Below are 23,285 nucleotides of genomic sequence, written 5' to 3'. Positions count from 1 at the left end.
GATCAGGCCTTCGTCAGATCTCGGCGTGCCGAACGGAAGATGAACAAGGTGACGGACAGGCAGACGACCGTCAGGAGGAACGCGATCGAGCTGCCGTAGCCGTACTGTCCGTAGGAGAACGACGTCTGGAACATGTACATGGTCAAGGGCGTCGTACTGCTGCCTGGGCCGCCGTTGGTGAGGGCGAGCACGGAGTCGAAGATCTTCAACGTGCCGTTGATGCTGAAGATGATCGCGGACAGCAGGACCGGCCAAGACAGCGGAATGACGATGTGACGAACCAGCCCGACGCCGGTCGCGCCGTCAAGTCGCGCAGCCTCGAGCGTGTCTTCCGGGATGTCCACCAGGCCGGCGTAAAGAAGGATCGCGTAGAAGCCCATCGACCTCCAGGACTCCATGATGATCAGGACCCAGAAGGCGGACGTGCTCGAGCCGAACCAGTCCACGCTCTGAATGCCCAGCAGATTCAGCAACAGGTTGACGGGGCCGACACGCGGTGCCGACTCGAACAGCTGCTGGAACAGGAGCCCGACGGCGACCGTGGGCAGGACGATCGGGAAGAACGCGAGCGTGCGCACGAGGTTCGAGGCTCGCCGCAGGACGAACACGTAGAGCAAGGCCAGTCCGTAGCCGAGAGCGACCTGGACGATCGTGAGCACGATCGCGAACCGGACCGTGAACGACAGGGCCTCGCGCACGTCACCGTCGGTGAAGAGCTGCTGAAAGTTGTGCAGGCCCACGAAGTCGAAGCCCGTGATGGCGTTGCCTTCGAAGAACGTGTAGCCGAACGACCAGAACACGGGGACGAGGATGACCAGCGTGTAGATCGTCAGCGCCGGCGCCAGGAGCAGCGCGCCCGGCGCTAGCTCAGCCCTCGTCCAGATCCGCCTGGACCTTGCTCATGAAGTCCTCGGGGCTCATGCCGCCGGTGACCAGGAGCGAGGCGTTCGTCTGGCTGGTCGTGGAGGCCTTCGGCGGGAAGAGCGCCTCGAACCACAGGACGGTCTTGCTGGTCTTCGCGATCTGGTCCTGGACCGACTGGGTCAGTGCAGGGACCTCGCCGACGTCACCGTCGACCTTGAACCCGGTGATGACGCCCTGGTCCTTGAGGGACTGAGCACCGAAGTTCTTCGCGATGCAGTTGAGCCACTGCTTGCTGCCGTCGTCGTAGCGCGCCTTCGACATCGCGAGCGGCACGCCGACGTTCGCAGCCAGCTCGTCGGCCGATCCCTTGCCGCCCTCGACCGCCGGGAACGGCATGAAGCCGATGTTGTCGTTCCCGATCACGTTCGCCGTGGGGTCGTTGAAGTTCCCGAGGATCCAGCTGCCCATGTAGAACATGGCCGCCTTGCCGGAGAGGAACTGGTTGACCGCGGTCATGTAGTCGATCGAACCGACCGACGGGCCGAAGTAGCCCTTCGCGCCCAGGTCGGCGACCTGGCTCGCCGCCTCGACATAGGCGGAGTCCGTCAGCTTCGCGCTTCCGTCGGCGACCTTGGACAGAGCGTCCGCGCCGAGGCTGCGGTACAGGTAGTTGCCGACGAGGCGGGTCAGCGGCCAGCCGTCCTGGCCATCGGCGGAGAACGGCTGGACGCCGGCCGCGTTGAGCTTGTCGGCCGCTGCGACCAGGTCGTCCCACGTGGCCGGCAGCTCGATGCCGTTGTCGGCGAAGAGCTTCTTGTTGTACCAGAAGCCCTCGACGTTGAACTCGGTCGGAAGGACGTACACCTTGCCGTCGTAGAGCGACTCGATCGTCGACTTCGCAGCGGGGATGATCGCGTCATCCAGCCCCGCAGCAGTGAGCTCCGCACCGATGTCGACCAGCGCACCAGACGACTGGATGTCCTTGGCGACCTGCGGCGAGTTGCCGCTCGCCAGAAGCGACGGCAGGTCGTTCTGCCCGGCACGCAGCTGGAGCGTCTGGTCGTAGCTCGCCTGCGGAGTGCTGTCGATCGTGAGCTTGGCCGCCGCGTTCGCATCGCTGCACGCGCCCGTAGAGAGCGCAGTCAGCGTGTCCTGGATCGACGTGTTCTCCGCGAACGACAGGTAGGTGAAGTCCTTGCTGGAACCACTCGTCTCGGACGCGGAATCGCCGCTCGAGCCGGAACATGCCGAGAGCAGCAACGCTCCGGCCGTAGCGATACCCAGAATCGACGTGATCTGGGTCCGCTTCCGTGCACGCGTCAACATCACACTTCCTCCTTGAAATGTTTTGGTGGGCGCATTGAAGCGCTTCAGGGCGAGACAGTAACCTCGTGAAATCACCAGATCAAGCCGGGAAACCGCAGTAGAACAAGATTGAATAGTGGACATCCACGGCCCTAATGCGGACGGGTTTCAAGCGCTTCAAAACAGCGTTATTGTGACGCGACCGAGACCAATCAAGGGAGATCTGGTGCAACGCAACATCCGTCCGGGAAGCCCGGAGACCCGCGCGGGCATCACTGACGTCGCATCCCTTGCCGGCGTCTCCCAGGGCACGGTCTCGAACGTCCTGAACCATCCGGACCGAGTGGCGGCGGAGACGCGAGGCCGGGTCGTCCGGGCCATGGAGATGCTGAGCTACGTACCCAACGGACTGGCGCGATCGCTCGCAGCAGGAACGAGCACGACCCTCGGGCTCGTCGTGACGGACCTCAGCAACTCGCTCTTCATCGACATCGCCCGCGGTGCAGAACGGGCAGCGGACTTGATCGGCGTGAATCTCATGCTCGCCAACAGCGATGGGCGGCTCGACCGAGAGGAGCGCTACCTGACCCTGTTCGCCGAGTCGCGCTTCGCAGGGATCCTCATGACCCTCAACGACGAGCACCACTTCGCCGCCATCGCGGCGATGGCGACCGGCAGGACCCCGCTCGTCATGCTCAACTTCGACGCTCCCGAGTCACGCTTCTGCAGCGCTTCGGTCGACAACGAGCTCGGCGGCTATCTCGCCGCGCAGCACCTGCTCGAGCTCGGCCGGCGGCGCCTGGTGTTCGTCGGCGGCCCCGATGAGCTCAAGCCCGTCCAGGACCGTGGACGCGGATTCCGACGTGCTCTACGCGAGCGCGGGTTGATCGGCAGCCAGGAGCTGATGCCTCAGCGAATCAACCGTGCCGACGGATGGGAGATCGGGTTGGACCTCGCAGCCTCCGTCGCCCGCGGAGAGATCGATGGGATCTTTGCGTCCTCCGACCTGCTCGCGGCCGGCATCGTCCAGGCGCTGGCGGGCGCGCCGGGGATCTCGATCCCGGAGGATGTCGCGATCGTCGGCTTCGACAACAACCAGGCGGCCTGGGACAGCCCGATCCCCATCACCACCGTGAGCCAGCCGGGCGAAGAGGTCGGCAGCATCGGCGCACAGCTCGTGCAGTCAGAGGCCACGTCGCGTGCCGGGGAACATGAGCACCGTTCGGTGGTCCTCGCTCCCGAGCTGGTGATCCGGCAGTCGACGTCGCTGCGGACGCTCTGACGCGGGGTGGTGGTCGCACCGCTTCGACGGTGCTCCGGATCGGGATCGGCGCTGGTGGTGGACCGCATCACCACGGAGGCCTTCCCGCTGCACTCCGCTTCGTCGATCGTGGCTCGATGGACATCGCGGCGAAGCGATCTGAACCCGCCACGGCGTCGACGGCGCCGAGACCACTGGCACCCACGCGGTGACCGGACGGCTCGCTGAAACGCCTCGGGTCTAGTGGAGGCTCGGTTCTCTGGTTTCGGCCGTCGTGACGGTCGAGCGCTACTGCTGCTCGTGGTCCGCCCCGCGACGGGTGGTGCGGTTGGTCGTGCCGCCGTGCCACTCAAGGAGCAGCAGGGCCGCGTCGTCCTGGATGTTGTTGCAGACCGTCTCGAGGAAGATGCGCGAGATGCCCTGGGCCACGCTGCGGGTGTGCTGGTCTGCGGTGTCGCGAAGGGCAGCCGGCAGGTCGAAGCTCGCGGCGCTGCGCTCGAACATGCCATCGGTCATCATCAGCAGCCGGTCGCCGGGGTACAGCTCGATCTCCTGGATCTGGAACTCGTGCTCGTGCAGCCCGAGCAGCGGGTTGTTGGCCGGCGCGACGGTGGTGACGTGTCCCTCGTGGAGCAAGAGGGCGCCTGGGTGCCCCGCGTTGATGATCCGGGCCACGGTGCGATCGCCGGGGCGGGGCTCGTCACCGGACGCTCGGAGGTCCATCTCCAGGAGGATCCCTGTGACCAAGTTGCGGTCCCCGTCGTGCTCGAGAAGGGCGGTGTTGGCGGCGTTCGCCTGCTCGACGAGGTCGGCGCCCCGCCGCCGGGCGTTGCGCAGCGAATTGACCGCGAGGGTCGCCACCATCGCGGCGCTCAGGTCGTGCCCGGTGGCGTCGGTGAGCGAGGCCGTGAGCCGGTCCGGGGACGCGACGTAGTCGAACGTGTCGCCGGCGGCGCTGGCGGAGGGTTCGAGCCACCCGGCGATCGTGAAGGATCCTCCCTCGCAGACGAAGCCAGGGGGCAGCAGGCGTCGTTGGATCTCCCGGGCCAGCGTGAAGTCGACCGACCGCATGGCTGTCTCGTACCTGTCGGTGTGTCGCTGGCTGGCGATGAGGACGTATCCGAGGACGTGCGCCACCGCCGCGAGCTGCCCGGTCGTCGTGGCATCCAGCGTGGTATCCGCGCGTTCTGGGGCGTCTGCGGCGGTGTCCTGCGCCTGCAGCTGTACTGCGAGCACCCCCAGCGCGTCGCCCCGCACGGTCACGGGGGTGTAGGCCCACCCGTGCCCGTCATGCACGGTGCGCTGGTCGCGCCAGGCCCGACCCGGGTCCGTGCCATCGAGCTCGAAGCGGCCCTCGGGGTTCGCCGGGTCGACGAGCGTGCTCCCTGCGGCGTCAGCGATCAGGAACGTCGCAGACCGCACGCCGAGCGTCCGGCGCAGCACCTCCGCGGCGACGGACATCGCCTCTGCAGGCGAGGCATCTTCCACCGCGGTGAGGAGGGCGGAGATGTCGACCTGGTGGGTGAGCGCCATCGCGCAACCATGACACGGCTGCCGAGCGTCGGCCCTGTCGCCGGCAAGAGGAGTGGTTGAGGGCCGGGTTGCGGGATCGCTGGGCTCCAGCGACCGCACGCCGTTCTACGGCTGGAGCGAGCCGGTCGTCCAGCCCACCGGCTGAGACCTGGGACCGGCACCGACTGCAGGCTCCCGCGCATGTGCTGCGCGGGAGCCTGCAGCACGTTCGCCGGAGTGCGGTCCACTGCGCGGAATGGCAGGTCCGCACTACGTGGTCGACCACGTGGGCCCGGGACGCGACGCCCTGACGCCGAGGACGACGGTGCTTGTGGGCGGCATGGGACGCCCGATCGACGACCAGAAGGCGGCCCGACATGACCCCGACGACGACGGCCGATCCTGGACTCCGTGACGCAGCCGCAGTCCTGGGATCGCAGCGGCGTCGCCTGTTCGGGATCGCTCACCGCATCGTGAACGACGCCAGCGATGCGGAGGACGTCGTCCAGGACGTGTGGATCCGCTGGCAGCGCGTCGACCGGGAGCAGGTCCGCAACCCTTCGGCATTTCTGACCACCGCCACGACCCGGGTGGCGATCAACGTCCTGCAGTCGGCCAGGGTCAGGCACGAGGCTGCGGCGAGCGCGTGGCTGGACGACGTTGCCGGCACCATGGTCGACCCGCAGTCGGACCCGCTCGAGGCGGTCGAACGGGCCGACGGTGTGGAGCGGGCGATCCGTGTACTTCTCGAGCACCTGAACCCCACCGAGCGAGCGGCGTTCGTCCTGCGGACGTGCTTTGACTATCCGTACCGGGCGATCGCCGACCTGTTGGGTCTCAACGTCGCCAACGTCCGACAGCTGGTCAGTCGAGCACAAAGGCGTGTGCACACGACGCCGGCGAGGTCGGTGAACACGGACGTGCACCGCCGCCTGGTGCGTGCGTTCGTCACGGCCGCTCGCTCGGGCGACCTGCTCGAGCTCGAGCAGGTGCTCGCCTCGGACGCAGCCGCGGGCGCGACGACGACACGGGTCGCCTAGGGCACCTCGTGAGCGCCGGCGTCGTCGGCCATCGCGTCCTTGAGCTCGGAGCGTGACCGGATGTCGAGCTTCACGAACACCTTGCGCAGGTGGTAGTCCGCGGTGTGGGCGCTGAKGAACAGTCGCGCTGCGATCTCGCGGTTGGTGAGCCCGTCGCGCGCGAGCCGCGCGACGGCGAGCTCCTGGTCGGTGAGCGGGTTCACCAGGTCCGCCGCGCGCCCGCGCACGGTCTCGCCGGTCGCCCTCAGCTCCTGGAGCGCTCGGTCAGCGAAGCCGCTCATCCCCAGGGCGACCAGCCCGTCGTAGGCGGCACGCAGCTGAACGCGCGCGTCGATCCGCCGGTTGGCGCGTCGCAGCATCTCCCCGTACAGGAGCTGGCTGCGCGCCACGAGCATCGGGACACGTATCCGCTGGAAGCGCTCGATCGCCTCCCGGTAGAGCTCCTCGGCCCTCGCGCCTTCCCGCAGCTGCGCCTGGGCCATCGCCATGAAGGCGAGCGCCCAGTCGCTGTCGCCGACGGGACGTGTCACGCCCGCCAGCCGCTCGACCGCCTCTTCGGCGACGACGCGTTCGCCGGTGCGCGTCGCGGCCTCGACGACCTCGAGCAACGTGCGCATCGCGTGGCCGAGCTCGTGCGTGTACGGCATCTCGCCGAGTGCTGCGGCGAGCGCGTCGCGGTAGCGGCCGGCACCGTTGTAGACGAGCGCTTCGGCCAGGTTCGCGACGGTCAGCGCGTACCCCTCGCCCCGCGTGTTGGCGTCGACCCGCAGCTCCTTCGCGCGCCGCTCGACCTCGTCCACCTGCCCGCGGTATGCCGGGACGAAGATCCGCCCGAACTTCGGCAACGGCTGACCGGTGACGGACAAGATGGCATCGATCTCGTCGCAGATGGCCTCGGCCTCGTCCAGGTGCCCGTCGAACGTCCGCGCCACCATCAAGAGGCTGAGGGCCATCGGCAGCACGGTCAGGACCCCGCCGGCGCGAGCCAGCTCGACCTGCCGGTACGCGAGGGTACGGAACCCCTCCGCGTCCCAGAGGTCTTGTGCGGCCCGGCCCCCGAACCACATCCAGTGCAGCTCGAACGCCTGGGGTGGTTGCTCGACGAAGGCGCGGATCGCGCGCCTCACGGTGGGCAGCGCGGCCTCCTGCCCAGCTGCGGAGAGCAGCGCCTGGCCACGCAGGATCAGGTCCTGCGCACGGTCGGACTCGTCCTGCTCTGTCGCCCGGAGGATGGCCTCCGCGACCTCGGCGACCGCCCCGGGCTCGCCCAGACGGCCGGCGTAGAGAGCGGCGGAGAGTGCCTCCATGTAGGTCAGGCGCGCCAGGTCCCGGTCATGCGGCTCGAGCTTCTGCGCAGCGGCCAGCAGCTGCCTCGGTGCACTGCGGTCGCGGCGCAACGCGTATCCGGCCCGAGCGCGCAATCGCCCGATCAGCGCCTCCTGCAGCGGGGTCGTCGGCTGGTCCCGAACGCTGTCCAGCAGGCGTAACGCAGTCTCCGGAGCGCCGGCGTCGAGCTTCCCCTCTGCCGCCGCGATCAGCCGCTCGGCACGCCGCGCCGGCGCGACGGACAGCTCCGCCGCACGCTCGAGGAATGCGGCCCCTGCCGCCACCCCGCCGCGCGTGCGCGCACGCTCCGCGACCGCTTCCAGGTCGGCTGCCACGTCGTCGTCCGGACCGGAGGTCGCGCTCGCCCGGTGCCACGCACGCCGGTCCGGGTCGCGGCCTGCGTCCGTGGCGTCGGCCAATGCCGCGTGGGCTGCTCGTCTGTCGTCCGCCGACGCGGCGCGATAGACCGTTGACCGGATCAGCGGATGACGGAACTCGACTCGCGCCCCGACCACGAGGGCATCGGCTCGCGCGGCAAGATCGAGGTGCTCCGGACCGAGCCCGAGGTCCCGGCTCGCCCGCCAGAGCAGGCCGGGGTCGCCCGTGGGGTCCGCCGACGCGAGCAGGAGAAGCATCCGCGTCTGCTCGGAGAGCGGCCCGAGCTGCGCGAGCAGGCTCTGCTCGATTCGGCGCTCGACGGGGAGCGCGCTGGCCAGCGCGAACCCGCCGGCCAGCTCGGTCGGGCTCAGCCCCCGTGGCAGCTCCCGAAGCGCCAACGGGTTTCCCCGCGACTCCGTGATCAGCTGATCGCGCACCCGGTCGTCGATCGCGCCGGGAAGCGCGAGCCGGAGCACCTCACGCGCGTCCTGGTCACCGAGGCCCTCGAGGACGAGCTGGGGAAGGTCCGAGAACTGCTCGTCCACCTCCCTCATCGCCAGCACGATCGCGATGCCCTCGTCACCGAGCCGGCGGGCCACGAAGGCGACGGCACGCGCCGACGCTTCGTCGAGCCACTGCGCGTCGTCGACGATGCACACCAACGGCGCCTCGGCGGCGGTCTCGGCGAGCAGGCCGAGGACGGCCAACCCGACGAGGAACGGGTGCGGCGCGCTGGCAGCACGCAGACCGAACGCAGTCTCCAAGGCCTCCCGCTGCGCGACCGGGAGCCGCGTTGCGGCCGGCATCATCCGCCCGCACAGCAGCTGCAGGCCGGCGTAGGCGAGGTCGATCTCGTTCTCGGAAGCGGCGATCCGCTCGACCCGGATGCTCGGCCCGGCCAGGGCGGCGACACGATCGAGGACAGCGGTCTTGCCGATCCCCGCGCCGCCGGCGACGACCAGCGCCCCGCTGTGGCCCTCGCGGGCTCGGGCAACGAGCGTCACGAGCCGCGCGAGCACGGTGTCGCGGCCGAGGAGCGGGGTCACCCGGACGGGTGACGTGCGCGCGATCTCCCCCGCGCTCATGGGACGGACGGCTCTCGGGACTGGCGTGGCATGCGCATCTTCCTGCCGGACCTGTGCGGCACCGACGAGCCTAGAGGGGCCGAGGCCGGCTGAACATGCGTTCCTGCACCTCAGATGGGCCTCCGTGTCACAACGGCCCGCGCGGCCCGGTCATCCGTGACGTCAGCACCGAGGCACAGCACGTGCCTCGGTGCTCCGGCCGAGTCGCGACGTAGGAGCGGGAGCACCGGGTTTCAGATGGCCTCCTCGGAGGTACGCATCAAGCAGAACGCGACTGGTCCCACCCGCCGCCGGAATCGGGTCCCGGGTCCTCTCCCCTCCGGAGGACCCGGGACCCGGCGCGTCGGGCCCCCCGGTCGCTCGACCCCACCGATGTGACGCTCGCCACCTGAGCGCCCGAATTGTCACAACGTCGTCATCGGCTCGGTCGGTCCTGCAGACCCACCGCCACACAGGTCGGGTCCTCGCCACTCCAGCAGAAGGACGACCATCATGAGCACACGACCCATCCTCGAACCCGCTGCACAGGCGTTCGCCGACGCCACCTCGACGCCTCCGTTCCTCTACGAGCTCGGGCCCGAGGGAGCCCGCAAGGTCCTCGACGACGTCCAGGCGGCGGCCGTGGAGAAGGCGCCCGTCTACGACCGGTGGATCGACGTGCCCGCCGAGGTCGGCGACGTCCGCGTGCGGATCGTCAAGCCGATCGGTGCACCTGCGTTCCTGCCCGCGATCCTCTACGTCCACGGCGGCGGCTGGGTCCTGGGCAACGCCGGCACGCACGACCGCCTGGTCCGCGACCTGGCCGAGGGCGTCGGCGCGGCCGTCGTGTTCGTCGAGTACGACCGCTCCCCCGAGGCGCGCTACCCGGTCGCGATCGAGCAGGCGTACGCGACAGCGCAGTGGATCACCCGGCACGGCCTGTCCGAGGGTCTCGACCCGGACAGGCTGGCCGTCGCAGGAGACTCCGTCGGCGGGAACATGACTGCGGCGCTGACTCTCCTGGCCAAGCAGCGCGGGGACGTCACGTTCGTCCACCAGTCGCTCTACTACCCCGTCACGGACGCGGCGCAGGACACGGCCAGCTACCGCGAGTTCGCCGACGGGCCGTACCTCACCGCGAAGGCCATGGCGTGGTTCTGGGACTCCTACGCGCCGGACCACGAGGTGCGCTCGCAGATCACCGCGTCACCGCTGCGCGCCACTCTCGACGAGCTCGCCGGCCTGCCGGAGGCGTTCGTCATCGTCGACGAGAACGACGTGCTGCGTGACGAGGGCGAGGCCTACGCGCGCCGGCTCGTGGAGGCCGGTGTCCGCACCACCTCGGTCCGCTACAACGCCACCGTCCACGACTTCATGATGCTCAACCCCCTGCGGGAGACCGCAGCCAGCAGCGGTGCCATCGAGCAGGCCATCCACGTCCTGCGCACGGCACTCAAGGTCGCCTGAACACCCACCCCGCACGAAGGAGAATTCTCATGAGCACGAAGAAGCCCACGGTCGTCCTGGTCCACGGCGCGTTCGCCGAGTCGAGCAGCTGGCAAGGCGTCGTGGAACGGCTGCAGGCCCAGACCGTTCCCGTCGTCGCCGTCGCCAACCCGCTGCGCAGCGTCGCCGGCGACGCCGCCTACGTCCGCGACGTCGTCGCCGACATCGCCGGACCCGTCATCCTCGTCGGCCACTCCTACGGCGGCATCGTCATCACCGAGGCGGCCGCCGAGAACGACTCCGTCGTCGGCCTCGTGTACGTGAACGCGTTCGCCCCGGAGCACGGCGAGAACGCGTTCGACCTCTCGGCCAAGTTCCCTGGCAGCACGCTCGGCGCCGCGCTCAAGGCCTACCCGGTCGCCAGCGGCGGCAACGAGCTCGCGATCCGTCCGGACGTGTTCCGGCAGCAGTTCGTCGCCGACGTCCCGGCGGCCGTGGCCGACGTGCTGGCGGCGACCCAGCGGCCCGTCACCCAGGCCGCGCTGGTCGAGGGGCTGGCCTCGGAGAAGCCGGCGTGGGCGACGCTCCCGTCGTGGTTCGTCTTCGGCGACGCGGACCGCAACATCCCCGTCGCGCTGCACCGGTTCATGGCCGACCGCGCCGGTGCCCGCAACGCGACCGAGGTGGCCGACGCCTCGCACGCGATCTCGGTCTCCCGTCCCGACGCGGTGACCGCCACCGTCCTCGACGCCGTCGCGCACTGGGACGACTGACCCCCAGCATCGCCACCTTCCCCTCAGAACGGAGACAGCAGACATGAAGATCCTCATCATCGGCGGCACGGGCCACATCGGCTCCAACCTCACCGGCCTCCTGCGCGCGCGGGGCCACGACGTCACGCCGGCCGCACCCAGCACGGGTGTCGACACCATCACCGGGCAGGGCGTCGCCGAGGCGGTTGCCGGCCAGGACGTGGTCGTCGACGTCAGCAACGCCCCGGCGTGGGACGACCAGGCCGTGCTGCATTTCTTCACGACCTCGACGGGCAACCTCCTGGCTGCCGAGCGAGCGGCCGGTGTCCAGCTCCACGTCGCACTCACGATCGTGGGTGCGGAGCGCGCTCCGGACAGCGGCTACCTGCGCGCCAAGGTCGCCCAGGAGAAGCTCATCCAGGAGTCCGGGCAGCCCTTCACGATCGTCCGCTCGACGCAGTTCTTCGAGTTCGTCCGCGGGATCGCCGACTCCGCAGCCGACGGCGACACCGTCCGACTGCCGGGGGCCACCCTCCAGCCGATCGCCGGCGACGACGTCGCGCAGCTCCTGTGCGAGATCGCGACGTCCCCGGCGGCCGACGGTGTCATCGAGATCGCGGGACCGGAGGCCATCGGTCTCGACAACCTCGCCCGCCGAGCCCTCGAGCGCGACAACGACACTCGCGTCGTCGTGACCGACCCGGATGCCCGCTACTTCGGCACCCGGCTCGAGGACTCGACCCTGACGCCGGGCGAGGGCGCGCGCCTCGCACCGACCCACTTCGGGGACTGGCTCGCGACGCACCCCCGCGTCTGAGCCCTCACAGGTGACGGCGGGCGGTCCACACCGCCCGCCGTCACCACCAGCGGAGGAACCTGATGTTCGACGACTTCCACGAACGACTCCTGCAGACCGACCGTGGACCTGTCTTCGCGCGGGTCGGCGGAGACGGACCCCCCGTCCTCCTGCTCCACGGCTACCCGCAGTCCCACCTGATGTGGCACTCGACCGCACCCTTGCTGGCCCCGCATTTCACCGTTGTCGCCGTGGACCTCCCCGGGTACGGCGCCTCGTTCCGTCCGGTGCTCGCGGACGACCACGCCCCGCACTCCAAGCGGGCGTTGGCCGGCGACCTGGTCCAGGCCATGGCCGACCTCGGCCACGACCGGTTCGCCGTGGCCGGCCACGACCGTGGCGGACGCGTCGCCTACCGGATGGCCCTCGACCATCCCGAGCACGTCATCGGTGTCGCCGTCTTCGACGTCGTACCCACCGGCGAGGTCTGGGCACGGGCAGACGCCCTCCTCGCACTCACCTACTGGCACTGGGCCTTCCTCGCGCAACCAGCCCCACTCCCCGAGCGCCTCATCGGCGCCGACCCTGACGCCTTCTTCGACCTCCACGTCAGAAGGCTCGGCATCGGCTCCACGGCCGGTCGGTACCCGCCGGCAGTGCTGGCGAGCTACCGCGCCCTGCTCGACGATCCGAGCACCGTCGAGGCCATCTGTGAGGACTACCGCGCCGCCGCCACCATCGACCGCGCCCACGATGGCGCGGACTTCCGCGCGGGTCGGCAGATCGACGTTCCGTTGCTGGCTCTGTGGAGCGCACGGGGTGCGCTCCCGCGCCTGTACGCAGACGTGCTCGACGTCTGGCGGCCCTGGGCCCCCCGGGTGTCCGGCCGCGGTGTGGACACCAGCCACTTTCTCGTCGAGGACGCCCCGCACGAGGTCGCTCACGAGCTTCGGAGCATCTTCGTCTGAGCCGACGCACGACGACCACCGAACTCACCGCCCTGGACACGGGTGCCACAGCGCACTCCCGGTGAGGCCATCACCCACGAGGCGATCGCGTTCGAGGTCCGCGAACCCTGACCTCCACTCGAGCGACGGTCGGCGAGGTTGCGACGAGCGGAGTCGTCGCGCGCTACTTACGATCTGTCGAGGTCAAGCAGCGGCCCTCCGAACCCGCGCATCACCGTGCGTGCGGAACCAGGCGGCGCCGCTCGACGGCGCCCGTCGGCACCCCGAGGACGTGATCATGCCGAACCGCAATCCCGGACCCAGCGTCAAGGACAAGGAGCTGTACGAGACGCTCCGCGACGAGGGCAACAGCACGGAGAAGTCGGCGCGGATCGCCAACGCTGCGGCGGCGAAGGGCCGAGGATCGGTCGCGCACACGGGAGGCAGCTCCGGTCCGTACGAGGACTGGTCGGTGCACGACCTGCGCAAGCGCGCGGCCGAGATCGGCATCGGCGGCAGGTCCACGATGACGAAGGCGGAGCTCGTGGCCGCTCTGCGGTCTCATTGAGCACCGTCGACGGCCGGCCGAGACCCACGAGTGCGGGCGTGACGCCCGTGCGCCTCGGCCTACCGGCCGCGACTGCCCTGTCGGTACGCATCCCTCTTTCGGTCGACGAGGCACTGCGCGACGTCGAGGAGTGGCCCGCCGGGCTGCTGCCAGGTCATGGCGCCACCGTGCAGCTGTGGGAGCTCCTGGCGACGCTCGCGGCGGGGGATCTTGCCGTCGCGCGCGCGGTGGAACCCCATCTCGACGCGCTGGCGATCCTCGACCAGGCACGCACGGCGGGCATGGACCAGAGCGGCCTCCCGTTCTCGACGTGGGGTGTGTTCGCAGCCGAGACGCCGACGGCCCGGCTCCGTGCCACGCGCGCGCCGGGCGAGTCGTGGCGGCTCGACGGGCTCAAGCCGTGGTGCTCGTTGGCGGGCCGGCTCGATGGGGCTCTGGTCACCGCGGCGCTGCCCGGTGAAGGGGACGACCACGGCCTGTTCGTCGTCGACCTGCACTCCCCCGGCGTCGAACCCGTGCGTCACGCGTGGATCTCGCGTGGGCTGCGCGAGATCCCCAGCGGACCGGTGAGGTTCGACGACGTGGCCGCCGAGCTCGTCCGCGACGGCGACTGGTACGTCCAGCGCCCCGGCTTCTGGTGGGGCGGGATCGGCGTCGCGGCCTGCTGGTACGGCGGCGCGGTCGGCATCGCACGTCGGGTGCTGCTCGAGGCGCGACGCCGACCCGACGACCGGCTGCTGGCGATGCACCTGGGATCGATCGACGAACGGCTCGCTTCCGCGCGGTACGCCCTCGCCCACGCGGCGGCCGCGGTCGACTCTTCGGGCAGCACCACGGACGGAGGGCGGACGGCTGGTTCGGCCGCTGACCGCTCCGCCGGCCGCGTGCTGGCGAAGCGGGTGCGAGCGGTCGTGGCGCGAACGTGCGAGGCCGTGCTCGCGAGTTCCGGTCACGCGCTGGGCCCGGGCCCGCTGACCCAGGAGGAGGACCACGCCAAACGCGTCGTCGACCTCGAGATCTACCTGCGCCAGCATCACGCGGAACGCGACGACGCCTCCCTGGGCAACGCGTTGACCGCGTCCGAGGGCGACCCGTGGTGACGTTCGACGGTCGGGCTCCCGGAACACCGGCGATCGTGTGGTCCGCCGACCCGCGGCTCGCCGCGCTCCAGCCGCTGGCGGTGCCGCTCGGTGGCCGGGTGGTCGTGGTGGCTGCCCATCCCGACGACGAGACGCTCGGTGCCGGTGGCCTGCTCGCCGAGCTCGCGGCCGCCGGACGACCCGCGGAGGTCATCGTCGTGACCGACGGCGCCGCGTCCCATCCCGGGTCGACGACCCTGCTCCCGGCGGACCTGCGCAGGCGTCGGGTCGACGAGGTCCGCCTGGCCCTCACCGTGCTGTCGCCGGACTCTCCCGTGCGGCTGCTGGGCCATGAGGACGGCGCCGTCCAGGACCATCGCGACGACGTCACGCGGGACCTGCGAGACCTCCTGACGACCGCGGACCCGCCGCAGGTTCTCGTCGCCCCGTGGCGCGGCGACGGGCATCGCGACCACCGGGTCGTCGGCGAGATCTGCGCGGAGCTCGCGCTCGAGCTCGGCGCGCAGCTGCTCGAGTACCCCATCTGGATGTGGCACTGGGCTACCCCTGACGAGCCGCTGGTGCCGTGGCCGCGGCTGCGCGCGCTGACCTTGTCGGACCGGTCGGTCGTCCGCAAGCACCGGGCGACCGCCGCCCACAGCACGCAGGTGCGGGCCGCCTCGGCCGCGCCGCTGGACTCCGCCCCGCTGCACGCGGACTTCCTCGCCTCGTTCGATCGGGACGTCGAGGTCTACGTGGTCGCCGACGAGCAACCTGTGACGGACCTGCCGGCGTCGTACTTCGACGCGAGCTACGCGCGTCGAGCGGACCCGTGGTACCTCGAGTCGCGCTGGTACGAGGAGCGCAAACGCGCGGTGACGCTCGCGGCGCTGCCCGAGCAACGTCTGGGCACGGTCCTGGAGGTCGGGTGCTCGATCGGCATCCTGACCGCCGAGCTCGCACCTCGGTGCGAGCGATTGGTGGCGACCGACGTGTCGCCTGCCGCGCTCGCCCAGGCCAAGGAGCGCCTGGCGGACCGGAGCAACGTCGAGCTGCTCCAGCACGACATCGCCGACGGGGTGCCCGGCGGCGGCCCCTTCGACCTCATCGTCCTGTCCGAGGTCGGGTACTACCTCACCGGCACGCACCTGCGCGATCTCGCCGGCGCACTCCGGCAGTCCCTGACCGGCAATGGGAGCCTGGTGGCCTGCCACTGGCGCCATCCGGTCGCGGACTACCCGCTCGGCGGGGACGACGTGCACCGGATCCTGCGCGCCTCGCTCGCGCTGCCCCGCCTCGTCCAGCACGTCGAGGACGACTTCGTGCTCGAGGTCTGGAGCCGTGACGACCGTTCGGTCGCCCGTCGGGCCGGTCTCGCGTGACCCCGCGCGGTCCGGTCGGCCACGTCATCGTCGTGGTGCCGGCGCGGGACGAGGAAGACCTCCTCGCACGGTGCCTCACCTCGGTGGTCGCGGCCGCCTCCCAGTTGAGCGGCCCGACCGCGCACGTCGTGGTGGTGCTGGACGACTGCCTCGACCGGACTCCCGACATCGCGCGCTCGTTCCCGGTCGACGTCCACGAGGTCGCAGCCCGATCCGTCGGCGCAGCACGCGCCTACGGGGTCGCGGTCGGGCTTGCTGCCGGAGCGGCCCCGCTCTCGCGGACCTGGATCGCGTGCACGGACGCCGACTCGGAGGTGCCCCCTCACTGGCTCACGAGTCAGCTGTCGCGTGCCGACGCCGGTGCGGACGTCGTCGTCGGCACGGTGCGACCCGATCCGCAGGACCTGACCGAGGACCAGCTGGCCACCTGGTCTGCGACGCGCGTCCAGGGACGGCCGAACGGCCACGTGCACGGCGCGAACCTGGGCGTGCGGGCCGACGCCTATGTGCGAGCCGGCGGGTTCCCGCACCGCCCAGAGCACGAGGACGTCGAGCTGGTCAGGCTGCTCGCCCAGGACGCGCGACATGTCGTCGTGGCGTCCGACGAGGCCGACGTCCTGACATCCGGCCGTCGGTACGGACGGACCCCGAATGGCTACGCGGGCTACCTGAGAGCCGCGTTCGGCTGAGCTGCGAGGCCGCCGCGAGCAACTACGCGACCTCATCGTCGCGGGTCGCGCACGGCCGTCGTTCCTCGCGTCCCACGAGCTCGGCCCCGACGAGCCGCGTGACGCGTACGCCACGTTCGACGCTCGGCAGGACGGGTGGACCAAGGTCCATCTGCGGCCGGCGCCTCATGACCGGCGACCCGAGAGCTGTCATCCACGCCGCGACCTTCCACCGCGGGGCGGTGAGCGGGTCTGGCTCGCCCGCACAGGGCGTCCCTCGCCCGGCGGACGCTCTCGCTGGTCCCTCTCACCGCCCCGCTCTCGGGTCAGGACTGGATCGTCTCCCCCGAGGTGATCTGTGTGGTGTCGGCCCCGTGCTGGACCTCGATGCGCCGGGGCTTGGCGTCCTCGGACACGGGGATCGTCAGGGTCAGCACGCCGTCGGCATAGGTGGCCGAGATGGCGTCGAGGGCAAGTCCTCGGCCGACCGTGAGCTGGCGTGCGTAGGTCCCGACCGGGCGCTCCTTGGCCAGCCACTGGACGTCCTGCTCGGTGCTGCCGGTCCGCTGGGCGCGGATGGTCAGCGTCCGGTCCTCCACGTTCACGTCGATCGTCCCCGGGTCGGCACCCGGAAGGTCGACGTGCAGGACGTAGTGGTCACCGGACCGGAACAGATCGATCGGCATCGTCGCGGCCGCGCGCTCGGCGGACACCATCTGCCCGAAGAGCCGGTCGAACTCCTGGAAGGGGTCGAATCGCGTAGCCAACGCCCTCACCTCCTCGTCGTCGAGGCGCCGGACCTCCCGGGCCTCGGAGCTCGTCCGGCGCCTTGTCGCCGGACTGGCTACACCTCAAAGAATTAGCACTCGCACGTGGCGAGTGCCAGTCATCTCTGTTCGCCAAAGGTGAACTGGGTCGGCCTGCTCGGGCCGAGACCGAGGTGCCCGGTTGCACGGCGTTCGGGGCACGCTGATGGTGGATACCCCGGTATGTAGCGGCGTTGCCTCGACACGAAGGGCGAGCATGCGGTCAGTCTCCTGGTGGGTTCGCGACCTCGTCGTGCTCTGGCGCTCGCAGAGCGTCCGCGCCCTGCGCTGGCGCTCCGCACCGCGACCGGGTGCGCGGCACCGGACATCGAGCGGATGACCGACCGGCTCGATCGCGCAAGTCCCCGGTCCCAGCGCCTGCGATCGACGGAGCAACGACCGCGCCCAGTCCGCCGCACCCCTGATCGCCCGCAGCGCTCGCGACGCCACCGTGGGTCCGGCCGCACGCCGTTCGCCCGCACGCCTCGACGCACCTCAGGCCGGAGAACGCCGATCAGGCAGAGTTCAGCGGGCCGTCGCGCACCGGTGGGTCCGCCGGGTCCGCGGGCGCCACCGGCACGTCCTCTCGCGACGGCGGGTCGTCGAGGTCGCCGGAGCCGTCCGACTGCCCGTCCACGATCGGTCGACTCACGCGTGGATGATCGGGCCGTGGGCGTCGGGGTTACCGGGGTCGTCGACGGCGGGCGGCGAGTCCGCCGGCTCCTTGTCCGGAAGACCGTCCAGCTCGTCAGGCAGGTCGGGCGTGTCGTCGTTGTCGGGAACCGGGATGCTCATCGCGCGCCTCCTCGTGCAGGTCCCACCACGGTAGGCACGTGCCGCCTCCCCCGCGCGCCGGGCGACGCCAGAGGCGGACGGGATGCGTCGCCGGACTGTCGGGACCACAGTGGAAGCTCCACACCACCACGAACGGAGTCCCCTGTGAGCGACCAGAACGCGCACCCGACGGGCGTGGAGGACACGCCTGCCCTGCCCAGCGCGACACCGGCAGAAGGTCAGCCGGACCAGGGCGACAACCAGGACGTCCCGGCTCGCAAGATCTATCCGACCGATCCCACCGGAGCCGATCCGGCGTGAGCACGCACCCAACGCCTGCGTTCGCGGGCGTCACCGAGCTGATGCTTGTCCGACACGGGGAGAGCGTGGGCAACGTCGCCGCGACCGATGCGGAACGCGCCGGGCTCGAGGTCATCGACCTGACCACCCGGGACGCCGACACTCCTCTGTCGGCGCGCGGCGCCGTGCAGGCACAGGCGCTCGGCACGTGGCTGCGTGAACAGCAGGAGGGCACCGGCCCGCACAGCGTCTGGTGCTCGCCCTACGTGCGAGCCATCCAGACCGCGACGATCGCGTTGGAAGCTGCTGGCGCGGACGTCGACCTCCACCTCGACGAGAGGCTGCGCGACCGCGAGCTCGGGATCCTGGACCTGCTCACGACGACGGGCGTCGACGCCCGATACCCGGCCGAGGCTGCCCGCCGGCGTCACCTGGGCAAGTTCTACTACCGCCCCCCGGGCGGCGAGTCCTGGGCCGATCTCGTCTTGCGGGTGCGCCCGTTCCTGTCCGACCTCGATCGTGCGGAGGACGGTCGACGAGTGCTCGTGGTGGCTCACGACGCCGTCATCATGACGATCCGTTACGTGTGCGAGGCGCTGACGGAACAGGGCGTGCTCGACCTCGCTCGCCACACACCGGTACGCAACGCCGCCGTCACGCGGCTCGTCCGGAACTCCGACGGGACGGGGTGGGTGCTGGCGGCGTTCAACGAGGACGAGCACCTGGAGCGCGAGGGCGCCGCGGTCACCACCCACCCCGGAGACCGTGATGCCTTCCCGCACTGAGGTCATCACGCCGGCGCTGCTGCGCGACTGGCCCTTGCCTGCCGGTGCCACCTCGAAGTACGGCCGCGGGCAGGTGGTCGTGATCGGAGGAGCACGCAGCACACCGGGCGCGGCGCTGCTCGCCGGCGTCGCGGCCCTGCGCGTCGGAGCCGGTCGGCTCACGATGGCGGTCGCGAGATCCGTCTCGATCCCGCTGGCGATCGAGCTCCCGGAAGCCGGCGTGGTCGGCCTGCCCGAGACCGAGAACGGCTCCCCGGACGGCTCCGGGATCGAGCTCCTCGCCGGCGATCTTCAGACGGCCGACGCGCTGCTCGTCGGGCCCGGCCTCGACGACCCTGAACGGACGACCGACCTGCTCGGCTCGCTGGGCGCGATGGTCCCCCACAAGATTCCGGTGCTCCTTGATGCCTTCGCCCTGGGGGTGCTGCCCCAGATCCCCACCGTCGCCGAGCAGCTCGCGGGCCGACTGGTCCTCACTCCGAATCCCGAGGAGGCATCGCGCCTGCTCGGGGTCGACGAGATCGACGAGCACACGTGTGCTCGCATCGCGAAGAAGTACGACGCGGTCGTCACGTGCCAGGGGCGTATCGCGGCAGCCGACGGCTCCCAGTGGGAGGTGTCGACCGGGCTCCCGGGGCTGGCCACGTCGGGCAGCGGCGATGTCCTCGCGGGGGCACTCATCGGGATCCTGGCTCGTGGAGCGGATCCGGCGCAGGCCGCCTGTTGGGCCACCCACCTGCATGCGGCCGCCGGCGACCGGCTCGCCACCCGCATCGGCACGCTCGGATACCTGGCGCGGGAACTCCCGAACGAACTTCCCACGTTGCTCGACGAGCTCGCTCCGTAGTCACCGCTCTGGGTCTGTCTGGCGCGACGAAGCGAGCAGGGCCGGATGCGGCGGTCAGCCCATCTGCAACATGCGGGTCTGGAAAACTCAATTGCTCCTGGAGCTGCCCGCGGTGGCGCGAGCGGCACGCGGATCACGCGCGGCGATCCATCCGCCCGGCAGGGCGACGTCGACGCAGTGGCCGCCGACCACGATGCGCATGGGCACGCGGTGAGCGGCGCTACGACGTCTGGCGGTCGCCAGGGCGAATCGCGCGACGCTCCCGACGCTGTCGAGGCCCTGGATGTCGACCACCACGCCGTCGCGGTCCCCGGCGAGCATGAGCTTGTTCAGGGCGGCGGTCAGTGCGCCCACGGTCGCCAGATCGATCCGGCCCGTGACGCGCAGCGTCGGGACGGGCGCGTGCGTGTCGAACGACAGACTCGCAGACCGACCCCCGGAGCACGGGAGCGGGAACGGGGCATCGTCGAGGACCAGCAGGAACGTCTCGTCCACCAGCGCGCGCACCTGGGTGCCGAGGCCGCCGGCGGACTGCAGGGCGGTGGTCAGCCTCTCGGCCAGCGCGCGAAGCCGGACGTTGCGCTGCTGCGATGCCCACCGCAGCAGCTGAAACGCACTCTCGCTGTCGACGCCGTAGACAGCCATGAGGGCGCCCTTGGCCTGGTCGATGGCGGCGTGCGATTCCAGCGCGAGCTGAAGTTGGGCGTTCACCCCGTGGGCGACCGCTTGACGGACCCGTTCGGTGTCATCGATGAGGAACCCCCGCACCGTTCCCGTCTCATCGACCGGGCTCAGGGCGAGCAGGACTTCCTTCATCTCACCGGTGAGGTCGATCAGGCGGTAGGCACACACGGCCGGCTCGCCGGCGGTCACGGTGTCGTCGAGCGCGGCCTCGACACCGGATCGATCCTCGGGGTGGACATGGCTCAGGAACAAGGGCCGCGTCGGTACGACTTCGCCGGGTGACATCCCGTGCAGCGCGAACATCCCGTCCGACCAGCACCATCGAGGTGCGCTCGAGGAGAAGCTGAACTGGCCCACAGTCATCGTCGTCGAGGTAGTCACAAGGTCCTCCGGCACGTTCACACGTGGGCGGGTCACCTGCGCAGGCTCGACACTGAACCTGTGGCGATCCGCCAGGTCGGCCAGTGACCGAACCGACCAGTGCGATCTGTCTGGCGACAGATTAGGCCGACCTCGGGCATGGCGCGACAGGTCGAATCGCTCGCCCACGCCGGCTCCGTGTCGGCCCCGATTCCCTGCGCTCGGGACACGCTGACTCCCAAGCACGCACCGCGACAGCACGGACTTTCGGACGCCAGCCAGAGTGCGGCCGGCGGCGCACCACAGCCTCACGCGAGCTGGACGGCCAGCTCCTCGGGACGGGTCGTCGGCTGCTCGCAGACGAACCCCCGGCAGACATAGGCGGCGGGTGCGCCGCCGACGAGGGGCCGATCTCGGAGCAGCTCGCGGCCGTCCCGGTCCTCGTCGGGCTCGCCGACCGCGAGAACGAGTCCTGGGGCGTTCGACCGGAGGGCGAGGCTGCGGAGCACCGCTGTGCGCGGGTCGTCGCGACGCCCGACGATCGCCACCTCGCGGGGCCCGTCGAGCACCGCCTCCAGCACCGCGAGCGCTGCGCCTGCGGCCCGCGGGAACCGCGTCGCCAGCACGAGCCCTCCACGCAGGGCGTTCTCGGCGGCCTCCCGGTGCCGCAGGGATCCCGTCAGCGCGGCGAAGGTCAGCAACGCACCGGCCGCGGCGGACTGACCCGAGGGCGTCGGTCCGTCGGCAGGCTCCCGCGGCCGGCCGATGCGCGCGATCACGGCGTCCGTCTCGTCGTCTGCCGTGTCGTGGAAGCCACCGTCGGTGGCGGTGAAGTGATCGAGCACCGTGTCCAGCAGGCGGCCGGCGACCGCGAAACCCTCGGAGCTCCCGGTGACTGCGGAGAGTGTCAGCAGACCCTCGGCCAGGTTGGCGTAGTCCTCCAGCACGCCGGCCGCGCGACCCGGTACGCCGTCGCGCGATGCACGGTGCAGCCGCGTGGATCCGTCGGCGTGCTCATGCACGTGCGTCGCAAGCACCGCCTCGGCGGCCCGGGTGGCCGCCTCGAGCAGGTCGGGGCGGTCGAACAGCGCACCGGCCTCGGCCAGCGCGGCGACAGCCAGCCCGTTCCATCCCGACACGACCTTGTCGTCCCGGCCGGGCCGGGGCCGCAGCCCGCGCGCCGCACGGAGCCGGGCCCGAACGTCGTCGAGCCGACCCACGTCCCCGGGCTCGCTCCGGCGCTGGAGCACAGACATCCCGCGCTCGAACGTGCCCGGGACAGTCACGCCCAGCGTGTGCGCCGCCCAGGTGCCGTCGTCTTCACCGAGCACCTCGCGCAGCTGGGTCGGGTTCCAGACGTAGAACGCGCCCTCGCGGCCCTCGCTGTCCGCGTCCAACGAGGAGGCGAACCCGCCCTCGGTCGTCCGGAGCTCATCGAGCATCCACTGCGCCGTCTCGAGGGCGATGCGACGCATGCCTGGTTCACCAGTGGCGCGCCACGCGTGCGCGTACACGCGGACAAGGAGCGCGTTGTCGTAGAGCATCTTCTCGAAGTGGGGCACCGTCCATGTCGCGTCGACGGCGTACCGGGCGAAGCCGCCCGCGAGCTGGTCGTACATGCCGCCGCGCGCCATCGCGTCGAGCGTCAGCCGTGCCATCTCGAGCGCTCGGGGTTCTCCGGTCCGCGCGTGATGGCGCAGCAGCCACTCGAGCACCATCGACGGCGGGAACTTCGGCGCGCTCCCGAAGCCACCGGCGCGTGCGTCGAACGTCGAGGCGATACCGCCCAGCGCCCGCTCGGCGAGGTCGTCGTCGCCGGTGACGGCGGCGGGATCCGCGGACCGGCCCGCGAGCGCCTCGGTGATCGCGCCGGCGGTCGACACGACCTCGTCGCGACGCGCCGTCCAGGCGGACGCCACTGCGTCGAGCACCTCCGAGAAGGACGCCACCTGCTGCACTCGGCGCGGAGGGAAGTACGTGCCGCAGAAGAACGGCTCCCCCGCCGGTGTCGTGAACACCGTCATCGGCCAGCCGCCCGAGCCCGTCATCGCCTGCGTCGCGGCCATGTAGACCGAGTCGATGTCGGGCCGTTCCTCGCGGTCCACCTTGACGCACACGAAGTGCTCGTTCATGAACGCGGCGACCGCCGTGTCCTCGAACGACTCGTGGGCCATCACGTGGCACCAGTGGCATGCCGCGTATCCGACCGAGACCAGGACCGGCACGTCGCGCGACACCGCCTCCTCGAACGCGGCACTCCCCCACTCGCGCCAGTCGACGGGGTTGGCGGCGTGCTGCAGGAGGTAAGGACTCGTGGCATCGGCCAGATGGTTGGGCATGA

The 23,285-nt window shown here is 70.8% G+C and carries 22 protein-coding genes; 13 read left to right on the top strand and 9 right to left on the bottom strand.

All coding sequences use genetic code 11. From position 1 onward, the window contains the following. Positions 1–2: 2 nt before the first annotated feature. Positions 3–800 (bottom strand): carbohydrate ABC transporter permease, encoded by a 798-nt coding sequence (locus ACXJKA_RS07315; protein ID WP_456824528.1) that lies wholly within the window; start codon positions 798–800, stop codon positions 3–5. Positions 801–867: 67 nt separating this feature from the next. Beyond that, positions 868–2,190 (bottom strand): ABC transporter substrate-binding protein, encoded by a 1,323-nt coding sequence (locus tag ACXJKA_RS07310; RefSeq protein ID WP_456824527.1) that lies wholly within the window; start codon positions 2,188–2,190, stop codon positions 868–870. Between the two features lie 115 nt (positions 2,191–2,305). On the opposite strand from ACXJKA_RS07310, the gene ACXJKA_RS07305 reads away from it, so the two are divergent. Next, positions 2,306–3,451, top strand: coding sequence for a LacI family DNA-binding transcriptional regulator (locus ACXJKA_RS07305; protein ID WP_456824526.1), 1,146 nt, complete (start codon positions 2,306–2,308; stop codon positions 3,449–3,451). Positions 3,452–3,718: 267 nt separating this feature from the next. Here the strand turns inward: ACXJKA_RS07305 and ACXJKA_RS07300 are convergent, their stop codons facing one another. Next, positions 3,719–4,963 (bottom strand): PP2C family protein-serine/threonine phosphatase, encoded by a 1,245-nt coding sequence (locus tag ACXJKA_RS07300; RefSeq protein ID WP_456824525.1) that lies wholly within the window; start codon positions 4,961–4,963, stop codon positions 3,719–3,721. 356 nt (positions 4,964–5,319) lie between these two features. Between ACXJKA_RS07300 and ACXJKA_RS07295 the strand changes: the two genes are divergently transcribed. Then, complete coding sequence (locus ACXJKA_RS07295; RefSeq protein ID WP_456824524.1) at positions 5,320–5,982, top strand: sigma-70 family RNA polymerase sigma factor; 663 nt, start codon at positions 5,320–5,322, stop codon at positions 5,980–5,982. On the opposite strand, the gene ACXJKA_RS07290 is transcribed toward ACXJKA_RS07295, so the two are convergent. Continuing rightward, on the bottom strand, positions 5,979–8,771 hold the full coding sequence (locus ACXJKA_RS07290) for an AAA family ATPase (RefSeq protein WP_456824523.1): 2,793 nt from the start codon (positions 8,769–8,771) through the stop codon (positions 5,979–5,981). The two genes, ACXJKA_RS07295 and ACXJKA_RS07290, sit on opposite strands and share 4 nt — an antisense overlap. 492 nt (positions 8,772–9,263) lie before the next feature. Here ACXJKA_RS07290 and ACXJKA_RS07285 point away from each other — a divergent pair, with 492 nt between their 5' ends. From ACXJKA_RS07285 to ACXJKA_RS07250, 8 genes are all read left to right on the top strand, one after another. Next, a complete protein-coding gene (locus tag ACXJKA_RS07285) occupies positions 9,264–10,217 on the top strand; it encodes an alpha/beta hydrolase (protein ID WP_456824522.1) in 954 nt (317 codons plus the stop codon). 29 nt (positions 10,218–10,246) lie between these two features. Next, positions 10,247–10,969 carry an alpha/beta fold hydrolase gene (locus ACXJKA_RS07280; RefSeq protein ID WP_456824521.1) on the top strand — a complete coding sequence of 241 codons (723 nt, stop codon included), beginning with the start codon at positions 10,247–10,249 and terminating at the stop codon, positions 10,967–10,969. A 43-nt stretch (positions 10,970–11,012) separates the two neighbouring features. Then, positions 11,013–11,765 carry an SDR family oxidoreductase gene (locus ACXJKA_RS07275; RefSeq protein WP_456824520.1) on the top strand — a complete coding sequence of 251 codons (753 nt, stop codon included), beginning with the start codon at positions 11,013–11,015 and terminating at the stop codon, positions 11,763–11,765. A gap of 62 nt (positions 11,766–11,827) precedes the next feature. Beyond that, a complete protein-coding gene (locus tag ACXJKA_RS07270; RefSeq protein ID WP_456824519.1) occupies positions 11,828–12,712 on the top strand; it encodes an alpha/beta hydrolase in 885 nt (294 codons plus the stop codon). A gap of 277 nt (positions 12,713–12,989) precedes the next feature. Next, positions 12,990–13,259: a DUF7218 family protein gene (locus ACXJKA_RS07265; protein WP_456824518.1), complete on the top strand. Its 270-nt coding sequence runs from the start codon at positions 12,990–12,992 to the stop codon at positions 13,257–13,259. Positions 13,260–13,297: 38 nt separating this feature from the next. Then, on the top strand, positions 13,298–14,359 hold the full coding sequence (locus tag ACXJKA_RS07260; RefSeq protein ID WP_456824517.1) for an acyl-CoA dehydrogenase family protein: 1,062 nt from the start codon (positions 13,298–13,300) through the stop codon (positions 14,357–14,359). Further along, positions 14,353–15,720, top strand: a complete 1,368-nt coding sequence (locus ACXJKA_RS07255; RefSeq protein WP_456824516.1) for a PIG-L family deacetylase — start codon at positions 14,353–14,355, stop codon at positions 15,718–15,720. Before ACXJKA_RS07260 ends, ACXJKA_RS07255 begins: the two co-directional genes overlap by 7 nt. Beyond that, positions 15,717–16,409, top strand: coding sequence for a glycosyltransferase (locus tag ACXJKA_RS07250; RefSeq protein WP_456824515.1), 693 nt, complete (start codon positions 15,717–15,719; stop codon positions 16,407–16,409). Before ACXJKA_RS07255 ends, ACXJKA_RS07250 begins: the two co-directional genes overlap by 4 nt. Before the next feature lie 305 nt (positions 16,410–16,714). On the opposite strand, the gene ACXJKA_RS07245 is transcribed toward ACXJKA_RS07250, so the two are convergent. From ACXJKA_RS07245 to ACXJKA_RS07235, 3 genes are all read right to left on the bottom strand, one after another. After that, the gene (locus ACXJKA_RS07245; protein ID WP_456824514.1) at positions 16,715–17,155 is read right to left on the bottom strand and encodes an Hsp20/alpha crystallin family protein; all 441 of its coding nucleotides are present in this window, start codon (positions 17,153–17,155) and stop codon (positions 16,715–16,717) included. 553 nt (positions 17,156–17,708) lie between these two features. Continuing rightward, positions 17,709–17,846, bottom strand: coding sequence for a hypothetical protein (locus ACXJKA_RS07240; protein ID WP_456824513.1), 138 nt, complete (start codon positions 17,844–17,846; stop codon positions 17,709–17,711). Next, complete coding sequence (locus ACXJKA_RS07235) at positions 17,843–17,989, bottom strand: hypothetical protein (protein ID WP_456824512.1); 147 nt, start codon at positions 17,987–17,989, stop codon at positions 17,843–17,845. The genes ACXJKA_RS07240 and ACXJKA_RS07235 overlap by 4 nt, the downstream gene beginning before the upstream one ends. 144 nt (positions 17,990–18,133) lie before the next feature. Here ACXJKA_RS07235 and ACXJKA_RS07230 point away from each other — a divergent pair, with 144 nt between their 5' ends. Genes ACXJKA_RS07230 through ACXJKA_RS07220 form a run of 3 tightly spaced genes read left to right on the top strand, consistent with a single transcriptional unit; the run spans position 18,134 to position 19,900 of the window. Next, positions 18,134–18,289, top strand: coding sequence for a hypothetical protein (locus ACXJKA_RS07230; protein WP_456824511.1), 156 nt, complete (start codon positions 18,134–18,136; stop codon positions 18,287–18,289). Continuing rightward, on the top strand, positions 18,286–19,053 hold the full coding sequence (locus ACXJKA_RS07225) for a histidine phosphatase family protein (RefSeq protein ID WP_456824510.1): 768 nt from the start codon (positions 18,286–18,288) through the stop codon (positions 19,051–19,053). The genes ACXJKA_RS07230 and ACXJKA_RS07225 overlap by 4 nt, the downstream gene beginning before the upstream one ends. Continuing rightward, positions 19,037–19,900 (top strand): NAD(P)H-hydrate dehydratase, encoded by an 864-nt coding sequence (locus tag ACXJKA_RS07220; RefSeq protein WP_456824509.1) that lies wholly within the window; start codon positions 19,037–19,039, stop codon positions 19,898–19,900. Before ACXJKA_RS07225 ends, ACXJKA_RS07220 begins: the two co-directional genes overlap by 17 nt. An 87-nt stretch (positions 19,901–19,987) precedes the next feature. Here the strand turns inward: ACXJKA_RS07220 and ACXJKA_RS07215 are convergent, their stop codons facing one another. Together ACXJKA_RS07215 and ACXJKA_RS07210 are read right to left on the bottom strand one after the other, a co-directional pair. After that, on the bottom strand, positions 19,988–21,133 hold the full coding sequence (locus tag ACXJKA_RS07215) for an ANTAR domain-containing protein (protein WP_456824508.1): 1,146 nt from the start codon (positions 21,131–21,133) through the stop codon (positions 19,988–19,990). Positions 21,134–21,252: 119 nt separating this feature from the next. Continuing rightward, entirely contained in the window at positions 21,253–23,283 is a 2,031-nt protein-coding gene (locus tag ACXJKA_RS07210; protein ID WP_456824507.1) for a thioredoxin domain-containing protein, read from the bottom strand. Between the last annotated feature and the right edge of the window lie 2 nt (positions 23,284–23,285).

Source organism: Cellulomonas sp. P5_E12, assembly GCF_054049315.1.
The sequence above is the reverse complement of the archived record's forward strand: the minus strand, read 5'-3'. Positions and strand labels throughout refer to the sequence as shown.

Excerpts from the sequence above, each read along its gene's own strand:
- ACXJKA_RS07310 (WP_456824527.1), bottom strand. The coding sequence starts at position 2,190 with ATGTTGACGCGTGCACGGAAGCGGACCCAGATCACGTCGATTCTGGGT.
- ACXJKA_RS07300 (WP_456824525.1), bottom strand. The coding sequence starts at position 4,963 with ATGGCGCTCACCCACCAGGTCGACATCTCCGCCCTCCTCACCGCGGTG.
- ACXJKA_RS07295 (WP_456824524.1), top strand. The coding sequence starts at position 5,320 with ATGACCCCGACGACGACGGCCGATCCTGGACTCCGTGACGCAGCCGCA.
- ACXJKA_RS07285 (WP_456824522.1), top strand. The coding sequence starts at position 9,264 with ATGAGCACACGACCCATCCTCGAACCCGCTGCACAGGCGTTCGCCGAC.
- ACXJKA_RS07280 (WP_456824521.1), top strand. The coding sequence starts at position 10,247 with ATGAGCACGAAGAAGCCCACGGTCGTCCTGGTCCACGGCGCGTTCGCC.
- ACXJKA_RS07275 (WP_456824520.1), top strand. The coding sequence starts at position 11,013 with ATGAAGATCCTCATCATCGGCGGCACGGGCCACATCGGCTCCAACCTC.
- ACXJKA_RS07270 (WP_456824519.1), top strand. The coding sequence starts at position 11,828 with ATGTTCGACGACTTCCACGAACGACTCCTGCAGACCGACCGTGGACCT.
- ACXJKA_RS07265 (WP_456824518.1), top strand. The coding sequence starts at position 12,990 with ATGCCGAACCGCAATCCCGGACCCAGCGTCAAGGACAAGGAGCTGTAC.
- ACXJKA_RS07235 (WP_456824512.1), bottom strand. The coding sequence starts at position 17,989 with ATGAGCATCCCGGTTCCCGACAACGACGACACGCCCGACCTGCCTGAC.
- ACXJKA_RS07220 (WP_456824509.1), top strand. The coding sequence starts at position 19,037 with ATGCCTTCCCGCACTGAGGTCATCACGCCGGCGCTGCTGCGCGACTGG.
- ACXJKA_RS07210 (WP_456824507.1), bottom strand. The coding sequence starts at position 23,283 with ATGCCCAACCATCTGGCCGATGCCACGAGTCCTTACCTCCTGCAGCAC.